The organism is Robinsoniella sp. RHS, from assembly GCF_001029355.1.
GTDB classification, from domain to species: Bacteria; Bacillota; Clostridia; order Lachnospirales; family Lachnospiraceae; genus Robinsoniella; species Robinsoniella peoriensis.
Genome location: NZ_JNGB01000051.1, coordinates 16,678 through 38,838, shown reverse-complemented (window position 1 = coordinate 38,838; position 22,161 = coordinate 16,678). Strand labels below are relative to the sequence as shown.

General features: G+C 41.9%; 19 protein-coding genes and 1 pseudogene. All 20 read left to right on the top strand.

Annotated elements, in window-relative coordinates; translation table 11 throughout:
• Positions 1-250 precede the first annotated feature (250 nt).
• The 20 genes and pseudogenes from recQ (at position 251) to RHS_RS18735 (ending at position 22,156) form a co-directional block, all read left to right on the top strand.
• Positions 251-2,515: a DNA helicase RecQ gene (gene recQ / locus RHS_RS18820; RefSeq protein ID WP_395022959.1), complete on the top strand. Its 2,265-nt coding sequence runs from the start codon at positions 251-253 to the stop codon at positions 2,513-2,515.
• An 81-nt stretch (positions 2,516-2,596) separates the two neighbouring features.
• On the top strand, positions 2,597-2,653 hold the full coding sequence (locus tag RHS_RS31360) for a DUF6783 domain-containing protein (protein WP_377139390.1): 57 nt from the start codon (positions 2,597-2,599) through the stop codon (positions 2,651-2,653).
• 208 nt (positions 2,654-2,861) lie between these two features.
• Entirely contained in the window at positions 2,862-4,340 is a 1,479-nt protein-coding gene (locus tag RHS_RS18815; RefSeq protein WP_047834040.1) for a UDP-N-acetylmuramoyl-L-alanyl-D-glutamate--2,6-diaminopimelate ligase, read from the top strand.
• Between the two features lie 47 nt (positions 4,341-4,387).
• On the top strand, positions 4,388-6,610 hold the full coding sequence (gene priA, locus RHS_RS18810; protein WP_044293120.1) for a primosomal protein N': 2,223 nt from the start codon (positions 4,388-4,390) through the stop codon (positions 6,608-6,610).
• 49 nt (positions 6,611-6,659) lie between these two features.
• Entirely contained in the window at positions 6,660-7,136 is a 477-nt protein-coding gene (def, locus tag RHS_RS18805; protein WP_027293511.1) for a peptide deformylase, read from the top strand.
• Positions 7,137-7,269: 133 nt separating this feature from the next.
• Positions 7,270-8,203: pseudogene (gene fmt, locus RHS_RS18800) on the top strand (methionyl-tRNA formyltransferase).
• Between the two features lie 132 nt (positions 8,204-8,335).
• Positions 8,336-9,079 carry a zinc metallopeptidase gene (locus RHS_RS18795; protein ID WP_044293119.1) on the top strand — a complete coding sequence of 248 codons (744 nt, stop codon included), beginning with the start codon at positions 8,336-8,338 and terminating at the stop codon, positions 9,077-9,079.
• Positions 9,072-10,427, top strand: coding sequence for a 16S rRNA (cytosine(967)-C(5))-methyltransferase RsmB (rsmB, locus tag RHS_RS18790; RefSeq protein WP_027293514.1), 1,356 nt, complete (start codon positions 9,072-9,074; stop codon positions 10,425-10,427). The genes RHS_RS18795 and rsmB overlap by 8 nt, the downstream gene beginning before the upstream one ends.
• A gap of 4 nt (positions 10,428-10,431) precedes the next feature.
• On the top strand, positions 10,432-11,469 hold the full coding sequence (gene rlmN / locus RHS_RS18785; RefSeq protein WP_044293118.1) for a 23S rRNA (adenine(2503)-C(2))-methyltransferase RlmN: 1,038 nt from the start codon (positions 10,432-10,434) through the stop codon (positions 11,467-11,469).
• Between the two features lie 31 nt (positions 11,470-11,500).
• The gene (locus tag RHS_RS18780) at positions 11,501-12,238 is read left to right on the top strand and encodes a Stp1/IreP family PP2C-type Ser/Thr phosphatase (protein ID WP_027293516.1); all 738 of its coding nucleotides are present in this window, start codon (positions 11,501-11,503) and stop codon (positions 12,236-12,238) included.
• Positions 12,238-14,586: a Stk1 family PASTA domain-containing Ser/Thr kinase gene (pknB, locus tag RHS_RS18775; RefSeq protein WP_047834039.1), complete on the top strand. Its 2,349-nt coding sequence runs from the start codon at positions 12,238-12,240 to the stop codon at positions 14,584-14,586. The genes RHS_RS18780 and pknB overlap by 1 nt, the downstream gene beginning before the upstream one ends.
• A gap of 10 nt (positions 14,587-14,596) precedes the next feature.
• A complete protein-coding gene (gene rsgA / locus RHS_RS18770; protein WP_047834038.1) occupies positions 14,597-15,475 on the top strand; it encodes a ribosome small subunit-dependent GTPase A in 879 nt (292 codons plus the stop codon).
• Between the two features lies 1 nt (position 15,476).
• Positions 15,477-16,139 carry a ribulose-phosphate 3-epimerase gene (gene rpe / locus RHS_RS18765; RefSeq protein ID WP_027293519.1) on the top strand — a complete coding sequence of 221 codons (663 nt, stop codon included), beginning with the start codon at positions 15,477-15,479 and terminating at the stop codon, positions 16,137-16,139.
• 21 nt (positions 16,140-16,160) lie between these two features.
• Positions 16,161-16,808: a thiamine diphosphokinase gene (locus RHS_RS18760; RefSeq protein WP_044293484.1), complete on the top strand. Its 648-nt coding sequence runs from the start codon at positions 16,161-16,163 to the stop codon at positions 16,806-16,808.
• A 156-nt stretch (positions 16,809-16,964) separates the two neighbouring features.
• Positions 16,965-18,062, top strand: coding sequence for a redox-regulated ATPase YchF (gene ychF, locus RHS_RS18755; protein ID WP_047834037.1), 1,098 nt, complete (start codon positions 16,965-16,967; stop codon positions 18,060-18,062).
• Positions 18,063-18,071: 9 nt separating this feature from the next.
• Positions 18,072-18,944, top strand: a complete 873-nt coding sequence (gene lgt, locus RHS_RS18750; RefSeq protein WP_027293522.1) for a prolipoprotein diacylglyceryl transferase — start codon at positions 18,072-18,074, stop codon at positions 18,942-18,944.
• Positions 18,937-19,104: a hypothetical protein gene (locus RHS_RS31355; protein ID WP_394922324.1), complete on the top strand. Its 168-nt coding sequence runs from the start codon at positions 18,937-18,939 to the stop codon at positions 19,102-19,104. The genes lgt and RHS_RS31355 overlap by 8 nt, the downstream gene beginning before the upstream one ends.
• 908 nt (positions 19,105-20,012) lie before the next feature.
• Positions 20,013-20,444, top strand: a complete 432-nt coding sequence (gene mraZ, locus RHS_RS18745) for a division/cell wall cluster transcriptional repressor MraZ (RefSeq protein WP_027293523.1) — start codon at positions 20,013-20,015, stop codon at positions 20,442-20,444.
• Positions 20,445-20,459: 15 nt separating this feature from the next.
• Complete coding sequence (rsmH, locus tag RHS_RS18740) at positions 20,460-21,398, top strand: 16S rRNA (cytosine(1402)-N(4))-methyltransferase RsmH (protein ID WP_027293524.1); 939 nt, start codon at positions 20,460-20,462, stop codon at positions 21,396-21,398.
• A 230-nt stretch (positions 21,399-21,628) separates the two neighbouring features.
• Positions 21,629-22,156, top strand: coding sequence for a hypothetical protein (locus RHS_RS18735; RefSeq protein ID WP_044293114.1), 528 nt, complete (start codon positions 21,629-21,631; stop codon positions 22,154-22,156).
• Positions 22,157-22,161: the final 5 nt, after the last annotated feature.

The window sequence follows — 22,161 nt, the reverse complement described above, 5'->3', positions numbered from 1 at the left end:
TAATCGTTGAAAAGAAGAGCTGGCCCGTAACAGGCAGATGACGGCATGGACCTATGAGGTATGCGTCATCTGCCTGTTTTCTTAATCAGTATCCCCATTACTACATCCAAGAAACTATTGACATCCTTTTGAATAACCGCTATATTCATATTATAAGAATCATTAAGAATATAAAGATTTAGCATATAATAAATCAGCAGCCGCAGCAGACGGCAGAAAGGTGAATATTTTGGATTTACGCAAGGAAAAGATGAAGGTTTTAAAGCAGTATTTTGGATACGATGAGTTCCGTGAAGGACAGGAAACTCTGATTGACAGTATTTTGTCAGGACGGGATACACTGGGGATTATGCCAACGGGAGCGGGAAAGTCGTTGTGTTTCCAGGTACCCGGTTTGTTATTAGATGGTATTACTTTAGTTATTTCTCCACTCATTTCTCTTATGAAAGATCAGGTCAGAGCATTAAATCAAGCAGGCGTTCATGCCGCATTTTTAAATAGTTCCCTTACAACATCTCAATATTATAAAGCTTTGGATCTAGCCAGAATGGGTCAGTATAAGATTATTTATGTGGCGCCCGAACGGTTGATGACAGAAGAGTTTTTAAACTTTGCTATGCAGGTGAAAATTTCAATGATTGCAGTAGATGAGGCACACTGTGTATCTCAGTGGGGACAGGATTTCAGACCAAGTTACTTAAAAATTCTGGAATTTATCCAGCTATTTTCCATAAGACCGGTTATTTGTGCATTTACGGCTACTGCAACACAGGAAGTAAGAGATGATATTATTGATATTTTAATGCTCCAGGCGCCCACTGTGGTCAGTACGGGATTTGACAGGTCGAATCTGTATTTCTCGGTTTTAAAGCCGAAGGACCGTTATGGAGCTGTTAAAAATTATCTGGATATGCATCCTGAAGAAAGCGGAATTATATACTGCCTGACCAGAAAAGTGGTAGAGGAAGTTCATGAAAATCTGGTACGGGATGGGGTTTTGGCAACCCGTTACCATGCTGGGCTTGGTGATAGGGAAAGGCAGGAAAACCAGGAAGATTTTACATATGACAGAGCACCTGTCATGGTGGCAACGAATGCATTTGGAATGGGAATTGATAAATCCAATGTCAGATTTGTTATCCACTATGGAATGCCCAAAAATGTTGAGAACTATTATCAGGAAGCAGGAAGAGCGGGAAGAGACGGGGAACCGGGGGAATGTATCCTCTTATATAATGGGCAGGATGTGATTACCAATCAGTTTTTTATCGAGCACGATATAGATAATGATGAATTAGATGATATTACCAGAGCAGTGGTAAGAGAACGTGACCGTGAGCGGTTGAAAAAGATGACTTTCTACTGCTGTACCAATGACTGCCTGAGGGATTACTTACTTCGATACTTTGGAGAATACGGAGATCATTACTGCGGGAATTGTTCTAATTGCCTGACCCAGTTTGAAGAGGTTGATGTAACCGATTTGGCTAAGAGTCTGATTGGGTGCGTACAGACCAGCCATCAGAGGTATGGTATAAATGTAATCATTGATACGGTACATGGTGCGAATACCGCGAAGATCAGGCAGTACCGGATGGATGGCAATCCCCATTACGGAGAGCTTGCAAAAACACCTGCACATAAGCTGCGTCAGGTGATGAATCATCTGCTGCTGAACGAGTTTTTAAGTGCGACAAATGATGAGTATACGATTATAAAACTTACGGAAAAATCCGGAATGATTCTTCATGAGGATGAACGGGTTTTGATGAAGATGTCTAAAGAACAAGAAAAAGAAACTAAGGCAAAGCAGGAAAAGAAAGCGAAGAAAAGCAAAACGGCTGGGCTATCTCTTTCAGAAGCAGATGAGGATTTGTTTGAAAAACTGCGGAGTTTAAGGACAGAAATTGCAAGAGAAGAAAAAGTACCGCCATACGTTGTATTTTCAGATAAAAGCCTGGTTCATATGTGCGTGTTGAAACCAAAGACCAGGGAAGAAATGCTTACGGTATCCGGTGTGGGAGAATTCAAGTACGAAAAGTACGGAGAACGATTTTTAAACTGCGTGCAGAATGGAGCCACAACTGCATCTGCAAGTGAAATCGGATTTGCAGGAAGTGCAGATAGTGATTTTGCGGAAGAGGGAGAAATAAAAGAAAAACGCAGCAAGAACAAAAAATCTGAATTTGTTTTAACCAATGAAACTGCGGAACAGATCTATTACTCGGAACAGACGACATTAAGTGACCTGGTGGGACAAATCAATGACTTACGGGATGATCAGGTTATGAAACGGCTCACGAATAAAGCAATATTACAGAAACTGACAGAAGAAGGTTATCTGGAAGACAGAGTGATAAATGGACGGCTATTTAAAACCGTAACAGAAACGGGTGCCGGATATGGAATACAGGCTATAACACGGATAAGTGAAAAAGGAAATGAGTATGAAGTACTTTATTATAATGAGGAAGCACAGAGGAAAATAGTGGCGGCTCTGCTGGAACGCGCTTGAAAATTCATTCCCGCCATCTGCACGCCCCACTTTGCGGTATATTTGCCCAGGATTCAGGTTACGTAGCCCGCTACGCACTTCATCCGGGACAAATCTCCCACAAACTGTGACGCGCAGCTGTCAGAAAGCAATTTTTAAATACGTACTAAAGCAGGGGTGAAAAGCCATCAATTTTAAGTCGTCTCCTGCGATGATAAAAAGTTGAAAAGTACCTGTAGGTATGTTATCCTAAAGGGTAGAAAATCTCTGTAACCACATAAATCAGCTTCTGTTGTCAGAAAGCAATTTTAAACACGCTCTGGGGTTATGGATTAAGACATGTAAGACAGACATGGAGGATAATATTATGAAATTAGCACAATTATTAGAACGGGTAGAATATCAGTGTATTCAGGGGGATATTCAGACAGAAGTTACGGAAGTAGTGAATGACTCCAGAAAAGTATCAGATGGTTCTCTGTTTATCTGTATTAAAGGAGCCGTCAGTGATGGACATAAATATGCAGCAGAAGTTGTTGAAAAAGGAGCAAAGGTTCTGGTGGCAGAAGATCCGGTAAATGCTCCAAAACATGTTACGGTGATTCAGGTAGCAGACACACGTTATGCCATGGCCCTTATTGCCGCGGCATATTATGGATATCCTGCGGAAGAATTAAAGGTGATTGGGATTACAGGAACCAAGGGAAAAACCACAACCACATATATGGTAAAATCTATCCTGGAATCCGCAGGTCATAAGGTGGGACTGATAGGGACGATAGAAGCCATTATCGGAGAGGTTGTGATTCCGGCGGCAAACACAACACCGGAATCTACGCTGGTGCAGGAATATTTTAGACGCATGGCAGATGCAGGATGCGACTGTGTTGTGATGGAAGTTTCCTCTCAGGGGCTGATGCTTCACAGGACGGCAGGATTTACCTTTGAAATTGGTATTTTTACGAATATAGAACCGGATCATATCGGCCCTGCGGAGCATGAGAGCTTTGAGGACTATTTAAGGTGTAAGGCAATGCTGTTTAAACAGTGCAAACTGGGCATCTTCAATGCAGATGATGAACATCTGGATCAGATTCTAAAAGGGCATACCTGTGAAGTGGAAACCTACGGCTTTTCCGAAAAAGCAGATCTTCGTGCAACCAACACAGAACTGGTATCGAAACCGGGATATCTGGGGATTTCCTACCATGTAAACGGGCTTCTGGATTTTGATGTTGAAATAGATGTCCCAGGGAAATTCAGTGTATATAATTCACTGACAGCTATTGCAATCTGCAGGCATTTTGGGGTAAAAGAATCGGATATCGTTAATGCTCTTGGAAAGGCAAAAGTAAAAGGCAGAATAGAAATGATTAAGGTGTCGGATGCATTTACCTTAATGATCGATTATGCCCATAATGCCATGAGTCTGGAGAGCCTGCTTGGAACGCTGAAGGAGTATCAGCCCAAAAGACTGGTCTGTGTCTTTGGATGCGGCGGAAACCGGGCAAAAGCCAGAAGATATGAAATGGGCGAGGTGTCAGGCAGGCTTGCAGACTTCACGATTATTACATCCGATAATCCCAGGTTTGAAAAACCGGAAGATATATTAGCAGATATTGAGATTGGAATTTCGAAGACAAAGGGAGAGTTCATTAAGATTAGCGACAGAAAAGAAGCAATTGCCTATGCCATTCATCACGGCCGGCCGGGAGATGTCATTGTTCTGGCGGGTAAGGGACATGAAGATTATCAGGAAATTGAGGGTAAAAAATATCCTATGGATGAACGTGTTCTGATTCAGGAAATATTGGATGAAGACAGACAAATCTCCCGCAAAGTGTGATGCACTGCAGTCAGAAAGCAATTTCAAATCACGCTCAAGGAGAATAAATGCAAAAGTTATACGCAAATATTATTGTGGATATTACACAGGAGAAACTGGACCGAACATTCCAGTACCAGATTCCCCAAGAAATGCAGGGCAGCCTGCAGATAGGAATGGTTGTAAAGATTCCGTTTGGCAGGGGAAACAGATTCATTAAAGGGTACGTGGTTTCTATCAGCCGCAAATGTGAATACGAACCGTCAAAAATGAAGGAAATCTGCGAAATCGTCACAGACAGCAGTGACAGTGAATCCAGGCTGATTGCCCTGGCGGCCTGGATTAGGGAAAATTATGGTGCGACGATGATACAGGCGCTTAAAACGGTAATTCCCATAAAGCAAAAGGTCAAACCAAAAGAAAAAAAACAGATCTGCCTGATTATGGAACGAAGGGAAGCGGAAGAAAAACTGGAATTTTATAAAAAGAAACACCAAAAAGCCAGAGAGCGTCTGTTGGAAGCACTCTTAGAGGCAGAAGAGCTTCCCTATGAACTGGTAACAACAAAGCTGAATATTACCGGAGGCACCATAAAGTCACTGACAGAACAGCAGATCATAGAGGTAAAAACCACGAAGGTCTACCGCAATCCCATAAAACTGGGGATGAAAGAAGATTATCTGCTTCGACTTAACGAAGAACAGGCATATATTGCAGATAAGATCATTGCCGGCTGGGAAGATAAAGAAGAACGTACGTATCTGATACATGGGATCACCGGCAGCGGCAAGACAGAGGTATATATGGAGCTGATTGCCCATGCAATCGATAAGGGGCAGCAGGCGATTGTGCTGATCCCGGAAATTGCACTTACTTATCAGACTGTGATGCGTTTTTATAAACGGTTCGGAGATCGGATTTCGATTATGAACTCCCGGCTGTCCCCGGGGGAGCGTTTTGATCAGTTTGAACGGGCAAAGCAGGGTGACATCGATGTGATGATCGGTCCAAGGTCTGCATTGTTCACCCCCTTTCCTAATTTGGGAATCATCATTATTGATGAAGAGCATGAGCCGACATATAAAAGTGAAAGCGTACCCCGCTATCATGCCAGGGAGGTTGCAATCCAGCGTGGTGTTTTAGAAGGCGCCAAGGTGGTACTTGGTTCGGCAACTCCATCAGTGGATGCTTATTATAAGGCAAAGACTGGAGAATATACACTGTTCACCATGCAGAACAGGGCAAGGACCAGTGAACTTCCAAATGTATTTGTGGAAGACATGCGTAAAGAGATTAAGACAGGAAACCGTTCGGTCATAAGCGGCAGGTTAAAAGAATTGATGCAGGACCGGCTTGATAAGAGGCAGCAGGTTATGTTATTCTTAAACAGAAGAGGTTATGCAGGCTTTATCTCCTGCCGTATGTGCGGACATGTTATTCAGTGCCCTCATTGCGATGTCTCCCTGTCAGTTCATAATAACGGAAAGCTAGTCTGCCATTATTGCGGTTACGAAGAACCCCGGCCTGAGAAGTGTCCGAACTGCGGTTCTGAATTCATCAGGGGATTTCGGGTGGGAACCCAGCAGGTAGAAGAGTTTGTACAGAAAGAATTCCCCCAGGCAAAGATATTAAGAATGGATATGGACACTACGAAAGAAAAGGATGGACATGAAAAAATACTGTCGGCCTTTTCTAATCAGGAAGCAGACATATTAATCGGAACCCAGATGATTGTAAAAGGGCATGATTTTCCAAATGTGACCCTGGTTGGGATATTAGCGGCGGATCTTTCACTTCATGCCAGTGATTACCGGGCAGGGGAACGTACTTTTCAATTGCTGACCCAGGCTGCGGGCAGAGCAGGCAGAGGTGAGGAAAAAGGGGAAGTCATCATCCAGACGTATGACCCGGAGCACTATTGCATTATCACAGCGGCAAATCAGGATTACGAAAGCTTCTACGAACAGGAAATAGCCTATCGGAGTCTGGCGGGGTATCCGCCTGCATCAAATATGATGGCAATTCACGGAGCATGTCAGGAGTTGATGCATTTAAGTCTGGCCATGGATTATCTGCAAAAGTTTATTGTACGGATTGCGGGAAATACCAGTGTGCGCATTATCGGACCGGCAGATGAACCGGTTGCAAAGGTAAATGATATCTATCATAAAGTTATATATCTGAAGGAAGAAAGACACGATTTACTGACTATGATTAAAGATAAAGTGGAACAATATATAGAAGCAAACCAGGGATATGAAAGTGTAAATATACAGTTCGATCTGAATTGATTACATTGATGCCCTGATAATATAAACAAAAGAGTTGGAGGAAAGTAAAATGGCACTCAGAAAGATAAGAATTATGGGGGATCCGGTTTTAACGAAGAAATGTAAACCAGTAAAAGAGATGACTCCGAGAATCCAGGAACTTATCGAGGATATGTTTGAAACGATGTACATGGAAATGGGAGTGGGCCTTGCGGCACCACAGGTTGGAATTTTGAAAAGAATTGTGGTGATTGATACGGACGGAACTCCAAGAGTATTTATCAATCCTGAGATTGTGGAAAAAGCGGATGAACAGACTGGAAATGAAGGATGTTTAAGCCTGCCTGGCAAGACCGGCATTGTAACAAGACCCAATTATGTAAAAGTGAAAGCACTGGATGAAAATATGGAAGAATTTACGCTGGAAGCTACGGAATTGCTTGCAAGAGCAGTCTGCCATGAGTGCGATCACCTGGACGGAGTTATGTTCACCAACCATGTGGAGGGGGAACTGATGGATGTGGAAAGTTTAGAGGAAGAAGAATAGTCATTCTTTAGAAAAAAGTTATAAGGCTGAAAGAAAAATCTGATATTGAAAGGATGCCACGCTTTGATTCTTTCAGCCTGTTTTGTAAGTGGCAGTATTGCAGGCAGGCCTGGAATATGCAAAGGGTATAAAGTTGAAAATTGTATTTATGGGAACCCCGGATTTTGCAGTGGGGACATTGAAGAAACTAATAGAATCCCGGCATGAGGTTTTGGCAGTAGTAACCCAGCCGGACAAACCAAAGGGCAGAGGAAAAGCAATGCAGTTTCCTCCGGTAAAAGAAGTGGCAGAGAAAGCAGGAATCCCTGTTTACCAGCCGAAAAAAGTAAGAGATCCGGAATTTTTAGAAATATTAAAAGAACTTTCTCCGGATGTGGTTGTAGTGGTGGCTTTTGGTCAGATTATACCCCAGGCAGTCCTGGACGTTCCAAGACTTGGATGCCTGAATGTACATGGTTCATTATTACCGAAGTACCGGGGGGCTGCACCTATTCAGTGGGCAGTGATTGATGGGGAAAGGGAATCCGGAGTCACAATTATGCGTATGGATGCAGGATTGGATACCGGTGATATGATCACAACCAGAGTGGTGGAGCTTGAGAAAAAAGAAACGGGAGGCAGTCTGTTTGATAAGCTTAGTCAGGCGGGGGCAGAGCTGCTGATAGAAACATTGGACAAGCTGGAATCCGGTCAGGTATCTTATGAAAAACAGCCGGTAGAGAGTTCCACCGATTATGCCAGAATGTTAAAAAAAGAAGACGGGCAGATCGACTGGAAGAAGAGTGCGGCAGAACTGGAACGCCTGATCAGGGGATTGAATCCATGGCCCAGTGCATATACGCATCTGGACGGGAAAACATTGAAGATCTGGATGTCTGACGCAGAAGAAGGTAATTCCGGGTCAGCACCGGGGACGGTTGCCGAAATCACCAGAAACTCGGTAAAAAGTGCAGACCGGGGACGGTATGTTAAGCCTTTTGGAAGTCCAGCTGGAAGGCAAGAAAAAAATGCCTGTGGATGCATTTTTACGGGGATGCCAATTAGCGGTTGGCAGTCTTTTATCTTAAAAAAGTTTAAGAATTTATGAAATTACTGTGAAGTCGGTGGTTTTTTGCAAAAAATAGGTTAGAATAGTCTCACTTGAAGCAGTGTGAATGTTATTTATCACACTTAGATGATGATAGAAGGGAATGAAAATCATGTTACTTAGCTATAGCAGTTCAAACGGATTTTATGGATTAGGTTTTGGCGGTTTAGGTATGCTTTATGATCCGACTATGATTCTGGTGCTGATCGGACTGGTAATCTCATTGATCGCTTCTGCCAGGGTAAAAAGTACTTTTGCAAAATACGACAAGGTGCGCAGTATGTCTGGCCTTACCGGTGCGCAGGCAGCAGAGCGGATTCTTCACGGTGCAGGTATTTATGATGTAGGGATCCGGCGGGTACAGGGAAATCTGACCGACCATTACGATCCCAGATCTAAGACATTAAATTTATCAGATAGTACTTACATGTCAACCTCAGTGGCTGCCATCGGAGTGGCGGCACATGAATGTGGTCATGCAATCCAGCATCAGGAGCAGTATAAGCCTCTGATCCTCAGAAGTACTCTGGTTCCCGCAGCAAACCTGGGATCCACACTGTTCTGGCCGATTTTCCTGGCAGGGCTGATATTTTCAATGGGACCGCTTATGACAGCGGGAATCGTTTTATTTACACTGGCGGTAATTTTTCAGCTGGTAACACTTCCAGTAGAATTCAATGCTTCATCACGTGCTGTTAAAATTCTTGGGTCTTCCCATATTTGCGGAGACCAGGAGGTGGCTGGTGTAAAGCAGGTACTTTCAGCAGCAGCACTTACTTACGTTGCGAGTCTGGCATCTTCTATTTTGCAGCTGCTTCGTTTGATCATACTATCAGGAGGAAGGAATCGTGACTAAAACGGTGAACTTAAGAGAAATTGTACTGGGTATTTTAATGGAGGTTACGGAGGAAGAAGAATATAGTCATGTTGTAATCCGCGGCGTCCTGGAGAAGTATCAGTATTTAGAAAAAAGGGACAGGGCATTCATTACGAGGCTTGCGGAGGGAACCATAGAGTATATGCTTCAGATGGATTATATTCTGGAGCAGTTTTCTACGGTAAAGGTGGCAAATATGAAGCCTTTAATCCGCAATCTTCTGCGGATGTCAGTGTATCAGATTAAATATATGGACAGCATTCCGGATTCGGCAGTCTGTAATGAAGCTGTAAAAATAGCCCAGAAGCGCGGGTTTTACAGCTTAAAAGGATTTGTAAACGGAGTGCTTCGAAGTATAGCAAGAGGAATAGACAAGGTTGAGTACCCGGATCCGGTAAAGGATCCCCTTCATTATCTTTCGGTAAGGTACTCCATGCCGGAATGGATATTGAGAAAATGGCTGGGACAGTATGATCTGAAAACCGTTGAAATGGTCTGCACTAATTTTGAGAAAGACCAGAAGACCAGTATCCGCTGTAATCTGAATAAGGCATCAAAAGAAGAAGTAAAGGCAAGTCTAAAAGAGCAGAATATCACGGCAGAAGATGTTTCATACCTGGATTATGCACTGGAGATCTCTGATTATAATTATATGCAGGCCATCAATGCATTTAAAGAAGGAATGTTCCAGGTACAGGATGTAAGTTCCATGCTGGTTGCGGAGATAGCAGCGCCGAAGTTTGGAGACTACTGCATCGATGTCTGTGCGGCACCGGGAGGAAAAAGCCTTCATTTAGCAGATAAGCTAAATGGCAGCGGACATGTGGAAGCAAGAGATATTACGGATTATAAAGTTGATATGATGCTGGAAAATATCGAGCGGGTCGGACTTATTAATATGATAGCCGTACGTCAGGATGCTACGGTATTCGATGGTGCATCAGTGGAAAAGGCAGATATTCTGCTGGCAGACCTTCCTTGCTCAGGCCTGGGTGTAATTGGTAAAAAAACAGATATTAAATATAAAATGACAGAGACAAAGCAGCAGGAACTGGTTAAGCTGCAGCGGAAGATACTGGATACAGTTTACCCTTATGTAAAAGTTGGCGGAACCCTGATTTACAGTACCTGCACCATAGGAGCAGATGAGAATCAGTTTAATGTTAAATGGTTTTTGGATAATTATCCTTTCCAGCTGGAAAGCATTGATCCGTATATCTGTGAAGAACTGAGAAGTAAAACCACAAAAGCAGGTTATCTGCAGTTATTGCCGGGAATTCACAAGACAGACGGATTCTTTATGGCAAGATTTAAGAGGATAGGTTAGTGAAATGGGAAAAGTAGATTTAAAGACGCTTGATTTTCAAGAGATGAAAGCGGAGATGGCAAAGATTGGAGAAAAACCGTTTCGGGCGGGTCAGATTTATCAGTGGATACATCAAAAACTGGCAGATTCGCCTAATGAAATGACGAATTTATCCAAAAATCTCAGAGATACACTGACAGAGCATTATGATTGTACATGTCTTTCGGTAGCGGAAGTACTCACTTCTCAGATAGACGGGACACAAAAATACTTATTTGAACTGAAGGATCAAAATGTAATTGAAAGTGTACTCATGCGATATAAACACGGGAATTCCGTGTGTATTTCTTCCCAGGTGGGGTGTAAGATGGGATGCCGTTTCTGTGCTTCGACGATTGGAGGATGGACCCGGAATCTTACGGCAGCAGAAATGCTGGACCAGATTTACCGGATCCAGAAGCTGTCTGGGGAGCGGGTTAGCAATGTCGTTGTAATGGGAACGGGTGAACCTCTCGACAATTATGACAATATATTGAAATTTTTCCAGATGCTTACAGACGAACACGGGCTGAATATCAGCCAGCGAAATATTACTGTTTCCACATGCGGAATCGTTCCCAGGATGAAACAGCTTGCAGATGAACAGTTACAGATTACCCTGGCGCTGTCTCTTCATGCATCTAACCAGGCAAAGAGGCTTGAACTAATGCCAATATCCAATAAATACAGCCTGGATGAAGTAATCGATGCATGCAAGTATTATTTTGAAAAAACAGGCAGGCGGATTACTTTTGAGTACAGCCTGGTTGGCGGTGTGAACGACAAAAAGGAAGATGCAGATGAACTGGCCGCATTGGTTAAGCCGTTAAACTGTCATGTAAATCTGATTCCTGTGAATCCGATTAAGGAACGGGATTATGTTCAATCCCAGAAAAAAGTTATTGACAATTTCAAAAATAAACTTGAAAAATGTGGAATTAATGTTACTATAAGAAGAGAAATGGGCAGAGATATCAATGGCGCCTGTGGACAGTTACGCAGAAGTTATATGGAAAAAGTTTAAGTGTCATAAATTGTAAAGGAGAGGAAGAAACATGAAATCATATTGCGTTACGGATGTAGGGCAAAAAAGGACAACAAACCAGGATTTCGTTTATGCTTCTGGTGGGCTTGTGGGGAATCTTCCAAATCTTTTTGTAGTTGCAGATGGTATGGGCGGACATAACGCAGGCGATGAGGCTTCCAGCTATACGGTGGAGGTATTGCTTGAGGATATCCGTAAAAACCAGGATACAAATCCGATAAAAATAATACGTTCAGCAATCGAAACTGCAAATAATAAAGTTATGGAAAAATCAAGTTCATCCGAGGCATTGGCGGGTATGGGGACCACCCTGGTGGTAGCGACAATCATCGGGCAATATCTGTATGTGGCAAATGTAGGGGACAGCAGGCTGTATCTGATCAGTGATAAAATTTTACAGATTACAAAAGATCATTCTCTTGTAGAAGAGATGGTCAGGATTGGTGAGATCAACCGGGAACAGGCTAGGAATCATCCGGATAAAAATATTATTACAAGAGCAATTGGGGCCAGAAAGAAAGTGGTAATAGACTTTTTTGACATGAGGCTTCAGAGGGGAGACATCATTTTGATGTGTTCAGATGGGTTAAGCAACATGATAGAGGACGCAGAAATAGAGAAAATTGTAAAAAGCGGACCCAATCTACAGTGGATTGGAAACGAACTGATTGCAAGGGCGAATCAAAATGGTGGTAAAGATAATATTGCGGTTGTTTTGATAGAACCGTTGACAGGTGAGGTGGAATAATGTTAAAAGAAGGAATGTTTATCCAGGAACGTTATGAAATCGTAGGCAGAATTGGTGCCGGCGGTATGGCGGATGTCTATAAGGCGAAAGACCATAAGCTGAATCGGTTTGTAGCGGTCAAGGTGCTCAAACAGGAATTTCGGGATGACACAGCGTTTATTTCCAAATTCCGGGTGGAGGCACAGGCTGCAGCAGGCCTTGCGCATCCAAATATTGTTAATGTCTATGATGTAGGGGACGATCATGGAATCTACTTTATTGTAATGGAGTTAGTTGAAGGAATTACATTAAAGGATTATATAGGAAAAAAAGGAAGACTTGCGGTTCGTGAAGCGACCAGCATTGCGGTGCAGGTTTCCATGGGCTTACAGGCGGCACATAAGAAGGGTATTGTGCATCGTGATGTAAAGCCCCAGAATATCATCATTTCTACAGATGGTAAAGTAAAAGTAACAGATTTTGGAATAGCCAGGGCTGCTTCCTCCAATACCATAAGCTCCAATGTGATGGGTTCTGTACATTACAGTTCACCGGAGCAGGCGAGAGGGGGTTACAGCGATGCGAAGAGTGATATCTATTCACTTGGTATTACACTTTTTGAAATGCTGACAGGCCATGTGCCGTTTGATGGTGACTCTACGGTTGCAATTGCGATCAAGCATCTGCAGGAGGAAATGCCGTCACCTCATAAATTTGTTCCCGATCTTCCATACAGTACGGTTCAGATTATTGCAAAGTGTACCCAGAAAAGTCCGGACAGGCGTTATAATGATATGACGGAACTGATTCATGACTTAAAAGAATCGCTGGTAAATCCGGATGGGGACTTTGTTCAGCTGACCCCTATTAATAATAATGCAAGAACGGTTGTTATATCAAAAGATGAACTGGATCAGATTCATAACAGCTATGGTGACAGAGGGAATGATAGCCGCGGCAATGATAACCGCGGACATGATGGAAACTACGGCGGCTATATGAACAATGGCTACCAGGGCGACGGCTATATGGGCAATGGCTACCAGAATAACGGTTACCAGGGCGGCGGATATCAGGGCGGTTATGGAGACAATTACAATAATGGATATATGAATGATGATTATGATCCGGATGATGATGACGACGATGATGACGATGACGGAAGATCCGGTATTAATCCAAAACTGGAAAAGGTAATGACCATCGGAAGTATTATTATTGCCATTGTTATTGGATGCGTGTTCCTGGTTTTAATCGGAAATGCTTTGGGATTATTTAATTTCGGAGCGGGTAAGAAAAAGACAACGGAGTCTCCGAAGGTTACGGAAACATCAACAGTTAAGACGACAGAGTCAGAATCTGCGTCCAAGGGTAATGGAACAGGCAGTACACAGCAGAGCAATTCCTCTGCGGACCAGGCAGAAGTTACCGTACCTAATCTGCAAGGCCTTACGGCTGATCAGGCTAAGGAAAAATTAAATGCATTAGGTCTTGGGGCTTCCCTTGCAGGAGAGCAGGCATCATCTGTGTATGCACAGGGACAGATTGTTTCCCAGAACCCCGCTGCAAATACCAGTGTCAGCAAGAACACCACGGTTACCTATACGATCAGTAAGGGACCGGAAGAATCAGATAACCAGCAGCAGTCTGTTACGGTACCGGATGTGACCGGATTGACAGAGGAAGAGGCAAAATCAGAACTGGCAGAAAAGAATCTGAGCATCTCTGTGACAAGAGAAAATGATGATCTGATTGCAAAAGACCTGGTAATCCGTTCCACACCGGAAGCCGGAGCATCTGCAAGTTCAGGAGATACGGTAATCGTTGTAATCAGTGATGGACCGGAAGAAGACGACGATATTACTGTGCCTAATGTAATCGGCAGCACGTTTTCTGATGCCAAAGATACTTTGTCCGCACTTGGACTGACCGTAAAATCCCAGGAGCAGTATTCAGAGATGTATTCTGCGGGAACCGTTATGGATCAGGATATTACCTCCGGGCAGGGAGTAGGAAAAGGCACTGTCATTACGCTGACGATCAGTGCAGGTTCCGGGGGCCAGGATCCTGCCCAGACTGACCCGAATTTAGGAAATGGCACAACAAATAATACGGATGCTTCCACAACCGGAACCTGTGATGTTGGATTACAGGCGCCGGATGGCTATAACGGGGAAGCCGTTAAGATCTTATTAGTACAAGGCGATAAAACTACTACCATAGTAGAGGGAACCGCAGTTGAATTTCCTTATGTGCTGAATGCAAAAGGTACAAAAGGAGTAAATGGTGTTGCTTATATCTATGTGAAAGATGCTTCTACAGGAGAATACGGCAGTCCGGTTCGTTACTCGCCGATACCGTTTAATTAGAGGAAAATACATGCAGGGAAAGATAGTGAAAGGTATAGCTGGATTCTACTACGTTAATGTAGTAGGATCCGGTCTTTATGAATGTAAAGCAAAAGGAATATTTCGAAAAGACAAAATGAAACCTTTGGTGGGGGATAATGTAAAGATTGATGTCATAAGTGAAGCGGATAAGAAAGGCAATGTTGTCGAGATTTTGCCGAGAATGAATACGCTGATCCGTCCGGCTGTTGCCAATATCGATCTTGCGCTGGTTATTTTCTCTATTGACCGTCCCAAACCGAATTTTAATTTGCTGGATCGTTTTTTAATTATGATGGAGTACCAGAAGGTGCATACCATCATTTGTTTTAATAAGCAGGACATCTCTTCTGCTGAAGAAGAAGAGAAGCTTCGGAAAATATATGAAAATTGCGGCTGTGATGTCTTATTTACCAGCGCTCTGGAAAATACTGGATTGGAGCTGGTAATAGAGCGGCTGAGAGGAAAAACCACTGCGGTGGCAGGTCCTTCGGGTGTGGGCAAATCATCAATCATAAATATCCTGCAGCCCAAAGCAATGATGGAAACAGGAGAAATCAGTCATAAGATTGACAGAGGAAAACATACCACAAGGCATTCAGAACTTATTATGATAGAAGAAAATACGTATATCATGGATACGCCGGGATTTAGTTCCCTGTATATCCAGGATTTTGAAAAAGAAGACTTGAAAGAATTCTTTGTTGAGTTCCGGGAATACGAACCGGAGTGCCGCTTCCAGGGATGTATGCATATCCATGAACCGGACTGCGGAATAAAACGGGCAGTAGATGAAGGTAAAATCAGCAGGATGCGTTATGATAATTATGTGGAATTATTTGGAGAACTAAAAGATAAGAGGAGGTATTGATGTGAATATTTTAGCACCATCTATATTAGCAGCAGATTTTAAAAATTTAGGAAGTGAACTGAAGCGTATTGATGAAGCCGGAGCACAGTATGTTCATATTGATGTGATGGACGGTCAGTTTGTGCCCAGCATTTCCTTTGGAATGCCGGTAATCCAATCGGTGCGCAGTGCCACAAAACGTATTTTTGACGTACATCTGATGGTGGTAGATCCGGAACGGTACATTGATGATTTTGCGGCTTGTGGAGCAGATATGATTACTGTGCATGCGGAAAGCTGCAGGCATTTGGATCGTGTGATCGGGCAGATCCATGAAAAAGGATTGAAAGCAGGGGTAGCGCTGAACCCGGCAACCTCCCTGTGTGTATTGGACTATGTGCTGGAAAAAGTAGATATGGTTCTGATTATGACTGTGAATCCCGGATTTGGGGGGCAGAAGTACATTGACAGCTGTACCAATAAAATCAGTGCGCTTCGCAAAATTGCAGAGGCTAAAAATCTGGATCTGGATATCGAAGTGGATGGAGGTATTAATAAGGATACGATCCGTACCGTTTTAGAGGCCGGAGCAAATGTAGTCGTAGCAGGCTCAACGGTATTTAATGGGAATGTTACCGAAAATGCTAAGGAATTACTAGCCATTATGAAAGAATATGAAGGTTAAAAGTGTGCAATGGGTGCGGAGATGAAAATAACAGCGATTATCAGCGGGGGCAATATCAATTTTGATTTTGCCCTCTCATTTTTGGAAAAACATCCGGTTGACTGTCTGATTGGGGCAGATCGTGGAATTGAATTTTTAAAAAAAGCAGAAATGACACCGGATTATATTGTAGGGGATTTTGACTCAGCGGGAAGTGATGCTCTGGTGCATTTTCGGGAAAAAGGAGTTGAGATTCGTGAATTTAAGCCGGAAAAAGATGATACGGATACCCAGTTAGCCGTTAATCTGGCTATAGAGAAAGGAAGTACCTGTATTTATATATTAGGCGGAACCGGAAGCCGGCTGGATCATGTTCTTGGGAATATCCAGATATTAGGTCAGGCGGCAGAAGCCGGTATAGAGTGTTTTCTTATTGACGAAAATAACCGGATCCGGGTAATAAATAATAAAGTTTCTATAAAAAAATCAGAACAGTATGGCAAATTTGTGTCGGTAGTGGCACATACAACCGAGGTAAAAGGTTTGGATTTAGTTGGATTTTATTATCCTTTGTCGAATTATACAATGTCTTGTAACCAGGCACTTGGTCTCAGCAACGAAATTATTGCAGAAGAAGCACTGATTTCTGTGACCGAAGGTGCTCTAATCGTGATAGAATCAAGGGATTAATAATTTTGTGAAAATTTAAATTTGACTGGCGAAATATGTCGACATCTTAAAGGTAGAAAAGCTTGCATTTTTGTCAGATTCTGTGATAAACTGTTACTTGTTAAGAGATACAAAAGAAAAACAAAGAAAAACGGAATACAAGAAAGGAAATCATACATGAAACTAGGAATCGTAGGTTTACCGAATGTCGGTAAAAGCACATTATTTAATTCTTTAACAAAAGCTGGAGCAGAATCTGCGAATTATCCGTTCTGTACTATAGATCCAAATGTGGGAGTTGTAATGGTACCAGATGAGCGGCTAAAGTTATTGGCAGATTTATATAATTCAGCGAAGGTTACCCCGGCGGTAATTGAATTTGTTGATATCGCAGGCCTTGTAAAGGGGGCGTCAAAGGGAGAGGGATTAGGAAATCAATTCCTGGCTAATATTCGAGAAGTGGATGCTATCGTGCACGTAGTCCGCTGCTTTGAGGATACAAATGTAATTCATGTGGATGGAAGTGTAGATCCTATCAGGGACATTGAAACAATTAATCTGGAACTTATATTCTCAGACATTGAAATAATGGAGAGAAGGATTGCCAAGGCCTCTAAAGGTGCCCGAAATGACAAAACGCTTGCCAAAGAATTAGACTTCCTGCAGAGAGTAAAAGCGCATCTGGAAGATGGAAAAATGGCGGTCAGTTTTACTGCTGAGGATGATGAAGAGACAGAATGGATCAGTTCTTATAATCTCTTGACATACAAACCGGTAATATTTGCAGCAAATGTGGCGGAAGACGATCTTGCGGATGATGGCGCATCCAATCGTTATGTTCAGTCGGTCCGCGAACTGGCTGAAAAAGAAAACAGTGAAGTATTTGTAATCTGCGCACAGATCGAACAGGAGATCGCAGAACTGGATGACGATGAAAAGAAAATGTTTTTGGAAGATTTAGGATTAAAAGAGTCAGGATTGGAAAAACTTATAAAAGCAAGTTATAGCTTATTAGGACTTATCAGCTATCTCACAGCAGGTGAAACTGAAACAAGAGCTTGGACAATTGAAAACGGTACCAAGGCACCTCAGGCGGCAGGCAAGATCCATTCTGATTTTGAGAGGGGATTTATTCGTGCAGAGGTTGTTAATTACCAGAATTTATTGGATTGCAAGACATATGCTGCTGCAAAAGAGAAAGGATTGGTAGGACTGGAAGGCAAAGACTATGTAGTAAAAGATGGAGATGTGGTTCTCTTTCGGTTTAATGTATAGGAGTACGGCATGAATACTTCGATAGCCTTCCCAAATCTGGGAATAGAACTGGAGAATGTGGGTAAGAGTATTAGTTTATTTGGATTTCCGATTGCATATTATGGGATAACAATTGCAATTGCAATGGTGTGTGGGATTTTAGCAGCTATGCGTGTTGCGAAAGTTACGAAACAAAATCCGGATGATTATTTTGACCTGGCGTTAATTGCAATATTTTTTGCCCTGATTGGTGCAAGACTGTATTTTGTTATTTTTTCATGGGATAATTATAAAGATAATCTATGGAAGATTTTTAATACCCGTGAAGGCGGGCTGGCAATTTATGGAGGTGTAATAGCAGCAGTAATTACGGTATACGTATTTGCCAGGATTAAGAAATTACAGTTTTGGAAATTAGTAGACACCGCCTGCATTGGACTTGTTTTGGGTCAGATAATAGGACGGTGGGGCAATTTTTTTAACCGTGAAGCGTTTGGTGGATATACTAATAATCTGTTTGCCATGCGGCTTCCATTAGACGCTGTACGATCGTCGGAAGTAACCCCTCAGATGATGGAACATTTACAAAAGATAGATGGAGTATCATATATACAGGTGCATCCCACTTTTTTATATGAAGGAATGTGGAATCTGGTATTATTGATTATACTTATTTGGTATACTAAGCGAAAAAAATTCGATGGAGAGGTATTTTTGTTGTATCTCTTAGGATATGGATTAGGCAGAGCCTGGATAGAAGGGCTGCGCACAGACCAGCTTCTCCTGCCAGTAATCGGACTGCCGGTGTCCCAGTTGTTAGCCATACTGTTGGTATTTGTTTCTATTATAATCATTTTGTTCAAAAGAAAATCAAACAAAATGGAGAAAGGTACGGGTGAATGATATGAGTCATATGGAAGAATTAAGAAGGAAAATTGAGGCAGAGAAAGTGAACTTAGATAAAATCGTTGAAAGAGGTTTACTTACAGAAGAAGTCTATAAGCAAAGTATTGTTGTGGATGAATTGATGAGTCAATACATTAAATTGGGAAATCAATTATAAAATAGATTCTTTTATGAACTTGTGGTCTGGTGGGGACTGCGGGTTCTTTTTTTACTCTCATTTGCAAATTGTAAAAATGCAAATCAGTAAATTGACAAAATAGTAACACTGCATAAGATGACAAAAGAACAGTATATCTGGTTAGAGTGGGATAGATTTTGATCTGTGTAAAAATGATACGCAATTAGGTGGGGCGAAGTGGAGAGGATTGAAATGAAGATCACTAAAGTGGGGATTTGGTTATGATTATAGAAGAAAATTTTTTCAAAATATAAATACAGGTGGGAGAATAAAACTAAAAATTGTAAAAAAGAAGAAAAAATAAAGGAAAGTGGGAGAGCTTAATTTTTTATAATGAATGGAATTATGAATAAAAAATTTAAATTTTCATATGAACCCCGAAATATAAGTAAAAAATTATAACGCATAATTATGTAATAATATGAATATATATTCGGAAATGGATTGAAAATCTTAACTGCTTAAATATAGTGTAAATCAGTGGGGGATATATAGCACATTTTCATAGTTAAAAGTGATAACAGCAACAGAAAAAACAGATTATCCCCCCACTTCCCTCCCCACGATAACAAGGCTTCCCAATTTTTATGGTAATATTTCCCACTGTGCACATTTATCTGGTATATTTCGCTTTTACACACACAATATCTGGTAAAACCCGCGAAAAATGGCGAAAAATGGCGGGCTCCTTAAGAAATTCTTATGCAAAAAAAATAAAATTAGCCCTTGTATTTTTGTACAAAGTAAGCTATTATAAACATACAAGTGGTAGAAAGTGGTGGAAGGTGGTAGCAAATGGGGACTAAGTGGTAACCAGAACCACATTTCACTGAAAGTGCAAAAGAAGGATCGTAAGTTTTGCATTTTCACGAAAGAAGGTGCGTCATATGTTTATGGGAGAATACAATCATACGGTTGATACCAAAGGCAGACTGATTATCCCCTCCAGATTTAGAGATGAACTGGGTGACGAATTTGTTGTTACAAAGGGATTAGATGGATGCTTATTTGTTTTTCCCAATAATGAATGGCAGGCGTTCGAAGAAAAACTTAAGGCTTTACCACTTACAAACAAAAGCGCTAGACAATTTGCACGTTTCTTTGTAGCAGGTGCGACACCATGCGAGCTGGACAAGCAGGGGAGAATTCTTTTACCGGGAACGTTAAGAGAATTTGCAGGTCTGGAAAAGGACGTAGTACTGACAGGAATGTTAAACAGAATTGAAATTTGGAGCAAGTCGAAATGGAATGAGAATAATTCTTATGATGATATGGATGACATTGCAGAACAAATGACAGATTTAGGTTTAAGCATATAGCCTGGGGAGGACAATATGGAATTCAAACACAAATCTGTGCTTCTTGAGGAAACGATTGAGGCTCTGAACATAAAACCTGACGGCATTTATGTCGATGGAACTCTGGGTGGTGGCGGACATGCTTATGAGATATGTAAACGGCTGTCTGACAAAGGCAGACTGATTGGAATTGATCAGGATGAAGACGCAATAGAAGCGGCAAGGCTGCGCTTAGGGGAGTTTAACGATAAAGTAACGATTATCCGCAGTAATTACTGCGATATGAAAAAGGAACTGGCAAACATACAGATTACATCAGTTGATGGGATAATTTTGGATCTAGGTGTTTCCTCCTACCAATTGGATACGGCAGACCGCGGCTTTACTTACAGAGAAGACGCACCACTGGATATGAGAATGGACAGGCGTCAGAGCATGACCGCCAAAGATATTGTAAATGAGTATAGCGAACACGATTTATATCGTATTATTCGTGATTACGGGGAAGACAAATTTGCAAAAAATATTGCCAAACATATTGTAAGTGCGCGAAATGTAAAAGCATTAGAAACAACTGGGGAGTTAATTAATGTTATAAAAGCGGCAATTCCAATGAAATTCCGGGCAGTAGGAGGACACCCGGCCAAAAAGACATTCCAGGCCATAAGAATCGAATTAAACAGAGAATTAGAGGTACTTCGGGATTCTCTGGATGACATGATAGAACTTCTGAATGATGAAGGGCGAATTTGTATTATTACCTTTCATTCATTAGAAGACAGGATTGTAAAGACAATTTTCAAAAAGAATGAGGATCCATGTACCTGTCCGAGAGAATTTCCGATTTGTGTATGTGGGAAAAAATCCAAAGGAAAAGTAATAACCAGAAAACCAATAATACCAGGCGAACAGGAGCTTGAAGAGAACAAGAGGGCAAAAAGTTCGAAACTACGTGTATTTGAACGCAGACTGTAATCAGGATCTGATACAGGCTGTATTCATAAACAAAGAGTGAGACGAATGATACAAGTGTGAAAGAACATCGCTTTCACACTGCTGATTTAGCACAAGCCTGCTTGCGCTATTCAAAGGGTTAAGTTTGTTTAACTGTAAAATACGCTAGAGTATGTCTTGAAAATGATTGTACCTTACAGGTGCGATGACTTTAAGACACGATCTAAGACAGCGGGGTAAGGAGAAGCTAAATGGGAAGATCAGCCAGAAGACCGGAACACGGTTACGCGAGAAGAAATCAGCATCAGACAAGAGCATACGTTGACGGCAATACGGCAAGAGAGCTGCAGGCAGTTCCACGCAGGCAGGAAAACAGGCCTGTAAGACAGGAACCGAGGCGGAAGAGAAGACCGGCAACTAGTCAGAAAACCAGAAAAAATCGGGAAAAAGCATTGCAAATGAACTTTGCATATGTTATATTCTTAACGGCGGCAGCAGTAGCAACCCTTTTTGTATGTGTGAACTATTTACAGTTACAGGCAGCAAATACAGCCCATCGGAAGAATGTTACAGTTCTTGAGAGCCAGCTCAGTTCTTTGAAATTAGCGAATGATACGAAATACGACGAAACCATGGCATCTGTTGATTTGGAAAAAATCAAAGATATTGCAATTAATGAACTCGGCATGGTATATGCCCAGGAGGGACAAATCATTAATTATAATAGTCAGGATGGAGACTATGTAAGACAATACGAAGATGTACCAACCAATAAGTAGGTGAT

Excerpts from the sequence above, each read along its gene's own strand:
- recQ (WP_395022959.1), top strand. The coding sequence starts at position 251 with ATGAAGGTTTTAAAGCAGTATTTTGGATACGATGAGTTCCGTGAAGGA.
- RHS_RS18815 (WP_047834040.1), top strand. The coding sequence starts at position 2,862 with ATGAAATTAGCACAATTATTAGAACGGGTAGAATATCAGTGTATTCAG.
- priA (WP_044293120.1), top strand. The coding sequence starts at position 4,388 with ATGCAAAAGTTATACGCAAATATTATTGTGGATATTACACAGGAGAAA.
- def (WP_027293511.1), top strand. The coding sequence starts at position 6,660 with ATGGCACTCAGAAAGATAAGAATTATGGGGGATCCGGTTTTAACGAAG.
- RHS_RS18795 (WP_044293119.1), top strand. The coding sequence starts at position 8,336 with ATGTTACTTAGCTATAGCAGTTCAAACGGATTTTATGGATTAGGTTTT.
- rlmN (WP_044293118.1), top strand. The coding sequence starts at position 10,432 with ATGGGAAAAGTAGATTTAAAGACGCTTGATTTTCAAGAGATGAAAGCG.
- RHS_RS18780 (WP_027293516.1), top strand. The coding sequence starts at position 11,501 with ATGAAATCATATTGCGTTACGGATGTAGGGCAAAAAAGGACAACAAAC.
- pknB (WP_047834039.1), top strand. The coding sequence starts at position 12,238 with ATGTTAAAAGAAGGAATGTTTATCCAGGAACGTTATGAAATCGTAGGC.
- rsgA (WP_047834038.1), top strand. The coding sequence starts at position 14,597 with ATGCAGGGAAAGATAGTGAAAGGTATAGCTGGATTCTACTACGTTAAT.
- RHS_RS18760 (WP_044293484.1), top strand. The coding sequence starts at position 16,161 with ATGAAAATAACAGCGATTATCAGCGGGGGCAATATCAATTTTGATTTT.
- ychF (WP_047834037.1), top strand. The coding sequence starts at position 16,965 with ATGAAACTAGGAATCGTAGGTTTACCGAATGTCGGTAAAAGCACATTA.
- lgt (WP_027293522.1), top strand. The coding sequence starts at position 18,072 with ATGAATACTTCGATAGCCTTCCCAAATCTGGGAATAGAACTGGAGAAT.
- mraZ (WP_027293523.1), top strand. The coding sequence starts at position 20,013 with ATGTTTATGGGAGAATACAATCATACGGTTGATACCAAAGGCAGACTG.
- rsmH (WP_027293524.1), top strand. The coding sequence starts at position 20,460 with ATGGAATTCAAACACAAATCTGTGCTTCTTGAGGAAACGATTGAGGCT.
- RHS_RS18735 (WP_044293114.1), top strand. The coding sequence starts at position 21,629 with ATGGGAAGATCAGCCAGAAGACCGGAACACGGTTACGCGAGAAGAAAT.